General features: G+C 43.0%; 8 protein-coding genes and 2 pseudogenes. 9 read left to right on the top strand and 1 reads right to left on the bottom strand.

What is annotated here, in order from left to right:
- Nucleotides 1-222 precede the first annotated feature (222 nt).
- The 4 genes and pseudogenes from ODU39_RS10050 to ODU39_RS10035 all read left to right on the top strand — a co-directional run.
- Nucleotides 223-864: an amino acid ABC transporter permease gene (locus ODU39_RS10050; RefSeq protein ID WP_136670801.1), complete on the top strand. Its 642-nt coding sequence runs from the start codon at nt 223-225 to the stop codon at nt 862-864.
- A 9-nt stretch (nt 865-873) separates the two neighbouring features.
- A complete protein-coding gene (locus tag ODU39_RS10045; RefSeq protein WP_009909533.1) occupies nt 874-1506 on the top strand; it encodes an amino acid ABC transporter ATP-binding protein in 633 nt (210 codons plus the stop codon).
- Nucleotides 1507-1532: 26 nt separating this feature from the next.
- Nucleotides 1533-2363, top strand: a complete 831-nt coding sequence (locus ODU39_RS10040; RefSeq protein ID WP_024385321.1) for an amino acid ABC transporter substrate-binding protein — start codon at nt 1533-1535, stop codon at nt 2361-2363.
- Between the two features lie 441 nt (nt 2364-2804).
- Nucleotides 2805-3081, top strand: a pseudogene (locus ODU39_RS10035) (ISL3 family transposase); the annotation flags it as partial.
- 527 nt (nt 3082-3608) lie between these two features.
- Here ODU39_RS10035 and ODU39_RS10030 read toward each other — a convergent pair.
- The gene (locus ODU39_RS10030) at nt 3609-4244 is read right to left on the bottom strand and encodes an MBL fold metallo-hydrolase (protein WP_024383062.1); all 636 of its coding nucleotides are present in this window, start codon (nt 4242-4244) and stop codon (nt 3609-3611) included.
- A 107-nt stretch (nt 4245-4351) separates the two neighbouring features.
- Between ODU39_RS10030 and ODU39_RS10025 the strand changes: the two genes are divergently transcribed.
- The 5 genes and pseudogenes from ODU39_RS10025 to proC all read left to right on the top strand — a co-directional run bounded on the left by ODU39_RS10025 (nt 4352) and on the right by proC (nt 10468).
- Complete coding sequence (locus tag ODU39_RS10025) at nt 4352-6820, top strand: bifunctional DnaQ family exonuclease/ATP-dependent helicase (protein WP_398580367.1); 2469 nt, start codon at nt 4352-4354, stop codon at nt 6818-6820.
- A gap of 31 nt (nt 6821-6851) precedes the next feature.
- A pseudogene (locus ODU39_RS10020) lies at nt 6852-7145 on the top strand (helicase C-terminal domain-containing protein); the annotation flags it as partial.
- A 148-nt stretch (nt 7146-7293) separates the two neighbouring features.
- The gene (gene proB, locus ODU39_RS10015) at nt 7294-8370 is read left to right on the top strand and encodes a glutamate 5-kinase (protein ID WP_398580366.1); all 1077 of its coding nucleotides are present in this window, start codon (nt 7294-7296) and stop codon (nt 8368-8370) included.
- Between the two features lie 64 nt (nt 8371-8434).
- Nucleotides 8435-9673: a glutamate-5-semialdehyde dehydrogenase gene (locus tag ODU39_RS10010; protein WP_398580365.1), complete on the top strand. Its 1239-nt coding sequence runs from the start codon at nt 8435-8437 to the stop codon at nt 9671-9673.
- A gap of 9 nt (nt 9674-9682) precedes the next feature.
- Nucleotides 9683-10468 carry a pyrroline-5-carboxylate reductase gene (gene proC, locus ODU39_RS10005; RefSeq protein ID WP_398580364.1) on the top strand — a complete coding sequence of 262 codons (786 nt, stop codon included), beginning with the start codon at nt 9683-9685 and terminating at the stop codon, nt 10466-10468.
- The last annotated feature ends 167 nt before the right edge of the window (nt 10469-10635 follow it).

Below are 10635 nucleotides of genomic sequence, written 5' to 3'. Positions count from 1 at the left end.
GAGAGTTAAGTGTTTGTTTTTCATTGTCGGTTACCAACTTGTCCCATAGTAAGTTCTACCTTATTTCTTTGTCTCATTCTAGTTTCCAGTTTTTAAGACAGACTAGAACTTACTTTGGGAATTTACTATTTTGTTAAATTTATTAAAAATTCTGAAAAATTCTTTGAAATTAAGGATACTTTTTGATATACTAGAACCTAATCATTCTTTTAGGAGAGCTCTATGGATTATGTTTTGGAAGTTCTGCCCAGTCTACTAAATGGTGCAGCAGTCTCCTTGCAAGTATTTTTTCTAGTATTGATATTATCCTTGCCATTAGGAGCTGTTTTCGCTTTTTTAATGCAGATTAAATTTAAACCCTTACAATGGTTATTGTATTTCTATGTATTAATTATGCGAGGAACCCCCTTGCTTTTACAATTAATTTTTGTTTATTACGTTTTACCAAGTGTGGGTATTACATTTGACCGAATGCCTGCTGTGATTCTGGCCTTTACGCTCAACTATGCAGCCTATTTCTCTGAAATTTTCCGTGGTGGTATTGAAGCTATTCCAAAAGGTCAGTATGAAGCTGCTAAGGTATTGAAATTTACCCCTGTTCAGACCATTCGCTACATTGTCTTACCACAGGTCGTGAAAATTGTCCTGCCAAGTGTTTTCAATGAAGTCATGACTTTGGTAAAGGATACTTCTTTGGTCTATGCACTTGGGGTTAGCGATTTGTTGTTGGCTAGTCGTACTGCTGCCAATCGTGATGCCAGCTTGGCGCCTATGTTTATCGCAGGTGCAATCTACCTATTGATGATCGGTGCGGTAACACTGATTTCGAAACAAGTAGAAAAGAAATTTGATTATTATAGATAGGAGGAAGTCATGTTAGAGTTACGCAATTTGTCAAAACGCTTTGAAGATAAACAGATTTTCTCCAACTATGATTTGGTCATTCCAGAAGGGAAAATTGTTGCCATCGTTGGTCAATCTGGCGGTGGTAAGACAACTCTTTTACGGATGTTGGCTGGTTTAGAGACTATTGATTCAGGAACTTTGATGTATAATGGTCAAGAACTGCCATTAGAGGAGTTGGGAAAACGACATTTGCTGGGCTTTGTCTTCCAGGACTTCCAGCTTTTCCCGCACCTATCCGTATTGGAAAACTTGGTTCTCTCTCCTATGAAAACGCAAAATATGTCGCGTTCAGAGGCGGAAGACAAGGCCCTTAAACTCTTGGATACTCTTGGACTTGCTAACCACGCAACTGCCTACCCATTTTCATTATCGGGCGGACAGAAACAACGTGTGGCTTTGGCGCGTGCGATGATGATTGATCCTGAGATTATCGGCTATGATGAACCAACTTCGGCCCTAGACCCTGAATTAAGAAAAGAAGTTGAGAAACTGATTCTTGAAAATAGGGCTACTGGAATCACGCAAATTGTGGTCACCCATGATATGCAGTTTGCTGAGAATATCGCAGATGAAATCATCAAAATTGAACCGAAACACTAAGAAAAGGAACAAATATGATGATGAATATTAAAAAAATGATGCTTGGAGCTCTTGCTCTTGTAACTTCTTTAACTCTTGCTGCTTGTGGCTCCAATGATTCGGCTACTAAGTCTGATAATTGGACAGCCTACGAGTCTGAAAAATCCGTTACGATTGGCTTTGATAAGACCTTTGTTCCAATGGGATTTGAACAGACAGATGGTTCTTACACAGGTTTCGATATTGACTTGGCTAATGCAGTCTTTGAAAAATATGGAATTACTGTAAAATGGCAACCAATTGATTGGGACTTGAAAGAAACCGAATTGAATAACGGGAATATTGATTTAATTTGGAATGGTTATTCTATTACAGATGAGCGTAAGGAAAAAGTTCTCTTCACAAATCCCTACATGGATAACCAACAAGTTCTTGTAACTAAAAAATCTTCCAATATTAGCCAAGTATCTGATATGAAGGATAAGATTTTGGGTGCGCAAGCAGGTTCATCTGGTTATTCAGTATTTGAATCACAACCAGCTATTTTGAAAGATATTGTTCAAAATAACGATGCAAGTCAGTATGCGACCTTCAATGAAGCCTTGATTGATTTGAAAAATGATCGCATTGATGGTCTCTTGATTGACCGTGTGTATGCAAATTATTACTTGCAACAAGAGGGAATTATCGCAGATTACAACATCATTGATGCAGGTTTCGAAAACGAAGCCTTCGCAGTCGGTGCTCGTAAATCAGATACTACACTCGTAGAAAACATTAATAAGGCATTTGCTGAATTATATAAAGAAGGTAAATTCCAAGAAATTTCCCAAAAATGGTTTGGTGAGGATGTTGCAACCGATGCAGTAAAAAACTAATAATATAAGCAAAAGTGACTGAACAAGACATCCATGATGGTTGCGCCCTCATCCACAGAATAATGAAAAGAACTCGTGAAAACGGTGGGGGGATACCCCAATATCATTAACTTAAGATTCTACTCCAATATTTGTTGGATAGGATCTTTTTATTATATGATTTTTAGTCCGTCATGATTCGTAAAGTATGTGACAAATGAACCGAGGATGGGCAAAAAATGGTCCTATAATTTCTGTAGCGGGTAAAACCGCTATGGAGCCTTTTAAATGTAAAAGCCCCATATGACCTATAATGAAAAGCGACAAAACTTACATTAGAAAGAGGCCATATGGAATAAATCAAGAGTTAGGGGAGTGACTCTTGATTCCTGAGCCTAGAAATAGAAAAGCGAAGATCTTATCACAAATTTTCTCGGAATAGAAGACAAAAATATTGCTATCATGACTGAATATGATGTGGAAACTCACTTAGATTGTGTGTCTCCAAAATGTCCTGCCTGAAAGGGACAAATAGTGAAATACAACTTCCAAAGAGCATCTAAAATCCTTTGCTTAGAGGCAGCTGATAATCCTCTCTCCTTAAAGCGTCGGTTCAAGTATAAAGAATGCGGGAAAATGGTTGTCGCTGAAATTCACTTATTAAAAAAACGACCAAATCTCTGTTGCTATTAACCAGAAAAACACCCAATTACTACTCGTTGAGAATCAAGCAATGAGTAAGCAATGTTCACCTGATACTATTGTCATCAAGGATAGCTTTTCCATCCTATTCGAAACTATAAAGTAAGAGTTTTTGAAGGAAGGCAGATATTGGTTGCAATGTATTGAAACACTTGTGGTTCCATGGTTTTGAAGGTTACTCTATCTGGCTATATTCTGAACTATGTTATTACACCAGTTTCTGATTATGTAGTGAATTGCTTGTTGGAAAGCTATCAGTAATCTGTGATTTTAGCAGATTTAGTCAGGAGTTTAAAGACAACTTGGAACAGAAGGATAGAACATGGAAGGAGTTAATTAGTATAACAAATGGAGATTATTAGCCATGAGGCGAACCATTGAAACTCGTTTTTTTGAATCATACGCTTTGTTTGATATAGAACAACTCTTTGCCAGAGGACTGATCGGATTACAGCTACGGATTGCACAAATCCTACTGACTTATAATCTAAGCTATTTTGACTTTAACTAGTAGCACGGGTAAAAAAACTGCCTGGTTCAATCAGAACTAGGCAGGTTTTCTTGTCATCTAAAGAATGGATTGAAATTTTTCTCATGTCCAACGCTGGTATTTTGACCATGTCCTGGATGGACAGTGTAGTGGTTTGGCAGGGTGAAGATATGCTCTCTGATGCCAGTAATCAGGTCATCAAAGTTGCTGGTAGGCAGGTCTGTACGTCCCACAGTTTCGCGGAAAAGTGCGTCTCCAGTGATGACGCATTCATCCTCTGGGAAGATAAAGGAAACACCACCAATAGAGTGACCAGGTGTTGGAACTACCTTGAAATGAAAACCGTCAAACTGGTAGTCTTCTTGGTATTGGAAGATTTTTTCAGCAGGTCGGCAGACTACATTTTCCATATCATCATGACGAGGTAGACCTGATAGATTCATCTCTGGTGTATAGAGCCAGCTGGCTTCACTTTCAGCCACATAGACAGGCGGGAAATTGTAGGTCTCACGCAGGATGTCCAAGCTCATAATATGATCATAGTGAGTGTGAGTCAGGAGAATAGCCGAAATTGGTTTTCCGATTTTTTCGATAGTTGCTTGAATTTTTGTCCAGTCACTCCCAGGGTCAATGATAATCAGATGGGTATCATTTTCAAGGTAGTAGGTATTTTGAAAAGCGACAGGATTGACAGATTTGTGAATAATCATTCTTTTTCCTTCTTCTAACAGTTACTGATGTTACTAGTCTAACAAAAAAACACGTCTTCTTCATGGAATTTGTTTGGAGCTTTTTCCATGAGAGGGAATATGCTATAATGAACAGTATGAAAGATACAAGAACAAGCAATCGGTATGCCGTTGTAGATTTGGAAGCAACTGGTACAGGTACCGATGCAAAAATCATTCAAATCGGGATTGTTCTCGTTGAAAATGGAGAAATCATTGACAGTTACGCAACGGACATCAATCCCTATGAGCTACTGGATGACCATATCAAGAATCTGACAGGTATCACAGACCAACAGCTAAGTCAGGCTCCAGATTTTGGTCAGGTAGCAAGTACCATTTATGACATGATTGGAGATGCTATATTCGTCGCCCATAATGTCAAGTTTGATGCCAATCTCTTGGCAGAAGCACTCTTTTTTGAAGGCTATGAACTGTTGACGCCACGTGTAGATACGGTGGAATTATCACAGCTATTTTTCCCGACTTTTGAAAAATACAGCTTGGGAAATCTTGCAGAGCATTTGGAACTTGGTTTGGACCAGGCGCACACGGCCATATCAGATGCCATGGCTACGGCGCGCTTGCTCATCAAAATTCAAGAGAAAATAAAGAGCTTACCCAGGTCTATTGTTGAAAAGATTCTTGATTTGGCGGACAATCTGCTCTTTGAATCCCGTCTGGTCATTGATGAAATGGTGCCTGTTCTGTCAGAAAACCTATCATACGATTTAGAATCTATTCATGGCTTGGTCTTGAAAAAGCCAGAAGAAATCAAGTCGGCCTACCGATTATCTGAAGATTTTTCGACCAATATTGCCCTTCTCGGCTTGCATGAACGAAAAAAACAAACTGCATTTGCTCAAGTAGTAGAAAAACGCTTGGCTGACGAAGAAAAAGTGCATTTTATACAGGCACAGGCAGGCTTGGGGAAGACTTACGGTTATCTCTTGCCTTTACTTGCTAAGTCAGACCAGCCTTTATTGGTCACCGTACCGACCAAGCTCCTTCAAGAGCAGATTATGGAAAAGGAAGGGAGCAAGCTTAAAGAGATATTTCGTATTCCCATAGTCTCTCTAAAATCGCCCAAGCATTTTATCAAGTTAGACAGCTACTGGAGAACCCTGCAGAGGCAGGATGATAATCGCCTGGTCAATCAATTCAAAATGCAGGTGCTAGTCTGGTTATGTGAAACCACGACAGGTGATTTGGATGAGCTTAAGCAAAAACAACGCTATCAAGCTTATTTTGATGAGATTGCCCACGATGGGAAATTGGAGCCAGAAAGTCTTTTTGGGGGCTTGGATTTTTGGCAACGGTTGAACCAACAAGCTCTCTCTAGTAGATTGCTCATTACCAACCACGCTTATTTTCTCAACCATCTTAAGGATCAAGACCCTCTTATGGATAAGCGTCTGGTGGTGATTGATGAAGCTCAAAAGTTTCTCTTGGCTGCTGAAAATCTAGCGACGGCTTCGCAAGATTTGACAAGTATGTTACAAGTATTGCAAAGTAAGAAGGACAGAGCGACGACTATTTTGGACCAACGCTTGTATGAGTCTTGCCAGTTTGAACTCAACCATTTTTTGAGTCGTTTTCGTCAGCATGGTCAACGAGAGGTTCAAAAGGTTGAACTTCATCAACTTGGTCAGAACCTGGTGGAGCTTGGAGATGTTGATTTGAACGACTTGCATCAGCTCATAGACTATTACGATACCTTTTGGTTGGAGGAGAAAAATTTAGAAGAAAAGCGGCTTGCCTATTTGCGGGGCTCCAAGGACAGTCTCCTAAATGCGACCAGCTACCTGCCTGATACCAAGATTTTCTGCATCAGCGCTACCTTGACCATCAGCAAAAAGGTCAGTCTGGCGGATCTGCTGGGCTTTGAGCAGGTCACCTTGGATTGGATACCGACTCAAACTGTGACCAACCAGCAGCTGCTTTTTCCGACTCATCTCCCCGACATCCTCGCTTGGACCAAGGAGGAGCATGCAGCTTATTTGGCTACTACTTTAGGAGAAATAGCAGAGCTGGGACGACCGATTTTGGTCTTGTTCACATCGATTTCTCTGCTCTTGCAGGTGTCGGATTTGTTAGAAGACAATAACATTCCCCACCTAGCCCAGCACAAGCATGGACAGGAAATGACTCTCAAACGCAAATTTGAACGAGGGGAATGCCAAATTTTACTCGGCACAGGCGTATTCTGGGAGGGAGTTGACTTTGCCAGCCAGGACCAATTGATTCAGGTCATCACAAGACTGCCATTCGACAATCCAAAGGACCGTTTTGTCCAGAAAATCAATCACCATCTGCGTGAAGAAGGGAAAAATCCATTTTACGATTACAGCCTGCCTATGATGATGATTAAGCTCAAACAAGCCATCGGGCGTACCAATCGTCATGACAAACAAGATTCACTAGTCTTGGTTTTGGACCCGCGTGTTCACACCAAACGCTATGGACGGCAAATTCTATCCTTCTTTGAGAAAGATTATTCAATGGTAAGTGTGGATGCGAAAGAAATAGAAGGAGCTATTCAAGATTTTTTCGAATAAGTTGAAAGGGAGCCACAAGGCTTCCTTGTTCCCATTCGATAATCCCAAAGACCGTTTTGTGCAAAAAATTAATCACCATCTACGTGAGGAAGGGAAAAATCCATTTTATGATTACAGCCTGCCTATGATGATGATTAAGCTCAAACAAGCCATCGGGCGTACCAATCGTCATGACAAACAAGATTCACTAGTCTTGGTTTTGGACCCACGTGTTCACACCAAACGCTATGGACGGCAAATTCTGTCCTTCTTTGAGAAAGATTATTCAATGTTAAGTGTAGATGCGAAAGAAATAGAAGGAGCTATTCAAGATTTTTTCGAATAAGTTGAAAGGGAGCCGCAAGGCTTCCTTTTGTTTCGAGCATTTTTTAATGCTACTCATATTCCCTTTCTCCTTGCTAAATAACAGTGATTTTCTTTATGATTAAAATATGGTATAATTTTCCAAATATTAGTTTTTGTGAGAAGAGATTATGACAGAAAAAACAATTGTATTTAAGGTTGGGACAAGTTCTCTGACGCAAGAAAATGGCAGTTTGGACCGTATCAAGATTGCTCGGATTACCAATCAGCTGGCTCAGTTGCATCAGAAAGGCTACCAGATTGTGCTGGTGACTTCGGGCTCGATTGCTGCTGGTTTTCGGAGGTTGGGATTTGACAAGCGACCGACCAAGATTGCGGAGAAACAAGCTTCGGCAGCAGTGGGTCAGGGCTTGCTGATTGAGGAGTATACGCAGAATCTGATGAAGGATGGTATTGTGTCGGCTCAGATTTTGCTGACTCAGGATGATTTTGCGGATGCCAGACGTTATCAGAATGCTTCTCAGGCCTTGCAGGTCTTGCTCAAGCAACGGGCTATTCCTATCATCAACGAAAATGATACCATTGCCATTGAGGAAATTAAGGTGGGGGATAATGATACCCTGTCTGCCCAAGTGGCCTCTCTCTTGAAAGCAGACCTCTTGGTACTTTTGACGGATGTGGATGGACTTTACACTGCCAATCCCAACAGCGATCCGACAGCCCAGCGCTTGCCTGAAATCAAGGAAATTACGGAAGATTTGTTTGCCATGGCAGCAGGAGCAGGCTCGTCTAACGGAACAGGTGGCATGACCACCAAATTGCAGGCGGTACAGATTGCGACCAAGTCAGGCGTGCCCGTCTTTATCTGCTCTTCAAAAGAGGATACCGCCCTCTTACAGGCGGTCATCCAAGCCAATCGTGGAACGCTCTTTTTAGCTGACGACCATGCCATGAACCAACGTAAGCAGTGGATGGCCTTCTATGCTCGGACAGACGCAGCAGTTGAAGTGGATGCAGGAGCAGTTGATGCTATGTTGCACCAAGGCCGCAGTTTGTTAGCTGCTGGTGTCAAAGCCCTTGAAGGCGACTTTGAAGTGGGGCAGGTTGTGGAAGTTTACAGCCAAGCAGACCACCGTTTGATTGGTAAAGGGCGGGTCAAACTGTCCTCCAAGGACTTGCAGGACCAGTTGGCAAATGGCAGAGCAGAAGGCGTGCTCATTCACCGCAACGATTGGGTGAGCTTATAGTTATTCAGTTTGTCTTGATTATGTTGACGAACGAGCAAACTGAAAGACTAAATAGGAGAAAAATATGACAACAACACAAGCATTATTAGATAGTTTATTGGCCCACAAGGCTTCTATCAACCTTGCAACAACCGAACAGAAAAACCAGGCCTTGTCGGCTATGGCAGACCAGTTGGTTACTCAGACGGAGGCGATTTTAGCAGGCAATGCCATTGATATGGAGAATGCCCAAGGCAAGATTAGCCAGGTCATGCAAGATAGATTGCTTTTAACAGCGGAGCGGATTGAAGCTATGGCAGACGGCATTCGTGCTTTGATTGGCTTGCCAGATCCTGTCGGACTCGTCTTAGAAGAATCCACTCGGGCAGACGGCTTGAACATTCGCAAGAAGTCCATTCCCTTTGGCTTGGTGGGAATGATTTACGAAAGCCGTCCCAATGTGACCTCAGACGCTGCAGCCCTTGCTATCAAGAGCGGAAATGCAGTCATCTTGCGTGGTGGCAAGGAAGCCTTTCATTCGGCTCAGGCCATTGTCACTGCCCTCAAGGCTGGTTTGGAAGAGGCGGGTCTTTCTCCAAAGGTCATTGAGCTGGTCCAAGACACCAGCCGTGCCTCTGCGACAGAGTTGATGACTGCCAAAGGCAAGATTGACCTCTTGGTGCCACGTGGCGGTACAGGTTTGATTCAAGCCGTCGTTGAAAATGCGACTGTACCAGTTATCGAAACAGGCACAGGCATCTGCCATGTCTATGTGGACAAGGATGCGGATTTGGATAAGGCCCTTCAAATTGTGGTCAACGCCAAAACCAGTCGTCCCTCAGTCTGCAATGCGGCGGAAGTCTTGTTGGTCCATGAAGAAATTGCCAACCAATTTCTACCTCGCTTGGAAGAAGCTCTTTCTGGTCAGGTGGAATTACGTGCTGACAGTCAGGCGCAGGCTATTCTAAACCAATCCAGACCAGCAGGCGACCAAGATTTTGACACGGAATTTTTAGACTATATCATGGCTGTCAAAGTCGTTTCAAACGTAGAAGAGGCTATCAGTCACATCGCTCAACACTCGACAGGGCACAGCGAGGCCATCGTGACGGAAAACAGCCAAACGGCTGAACTTTTCACACTCCATGTGGACTCAGCGGCGGTCTATGTCAATGCCTCGACCCGCTTCACAGACGGTGGTGAGTTCGGTCTGGGTTGCGAGTTGGGCATTTCCACTCAGAAGATGCACGCTCGTGGTCCTATGGGCCTGCGTGAGATGACCACCTACAAGTACATCATCACAGGCGACGGCCACATTCGTTAGGAGGACAAGATGAAGATTGGATTTATCGGACTGGGCAACATGGGAGCTGCCCTGGCCCAAGCGGTCAGCCAGCAGCCAGATACCCAGCTCCTTCTCAGCAACCACAACCCAGCAAAAGCCCAGGCTCTTCAAGAGCAGCTGGGCGGTCAGCTTTTTTCTAATGGGGAAATAGCAGAGCAGGCCGAGGTCATTTTCCTAGGGGTCAAGCCTCACCTGATTGAGTCCGTTTTGTCAGGCTTGCAGGATCAGATTAGCCAGAATCCTTCAGCAATCTGGATTTCCATGGCAGCGGGAGTGACCATTGACAGCCTGGCAGAATTTGTATCGGCAGATAAACTCATTCGTATCATGCCTAACACACCTGTCGCTATCGGCCAAGGCATGACAACCTATAGCTTGGTCAATCCAGAGCTCGCTCCGCTATTGGAACAAATCTTAGAAAAATCTGGCAAGGTACAACAAGTGCCAGAGAAGTTGATAGATGCTGCGACGGCTATCGCGGGCTGCGGACCAGCCTTCGTCTATCAGATGATTGAAGCCCTGACCGATGCCGGTGTGCAGAATGGTCTAACAGCGGAGGATGCGAAAATTTTGGCGGCTCAGACCCTATCAGGAACTGCTCAGATGGTCTTAACCAGCGATAAACACCCAGCCCAGCTGAGACAGGAAGTGACCTCGCCAGGTGGCTCGACTATCGCAGGCGTGGTAGCTCTTGAAAAAGAAGGCTTCCGTTACGCCATTATCAAGGCAGTCACCGCCGCCCTCAAAAAGACTAGAAAATTAGGCAAAAAATAGAAGACAGCAAAAAACGGGACTTTTAATCCAATGTCATTAAGTTAAGCATTTAAGCAATAAAAGAAACTATTCCCGTCCGAGCAGTTGATGATAAGACGGGAATAGTTTTTGTATTTAGGGCGCACAAAAAGGAAGTTTTTAACCCAATTTTTTAACTATTATGATAT

The organism is Streptococcus sp. 2021WUSS126, from assembly GCF_044427255.1.
Classification (GTDB): Bacteria; Bacillota; Bacilli; order Lactobacillales; family Streptococcaceae; genus Streptococcus; species Streptococcus hashimotonensis.
The sequence above is the reverse complement of the archived record's forward strand: the minus strand, read 5'-3'. Positions and strand labels throughout refer to the sequence as shown.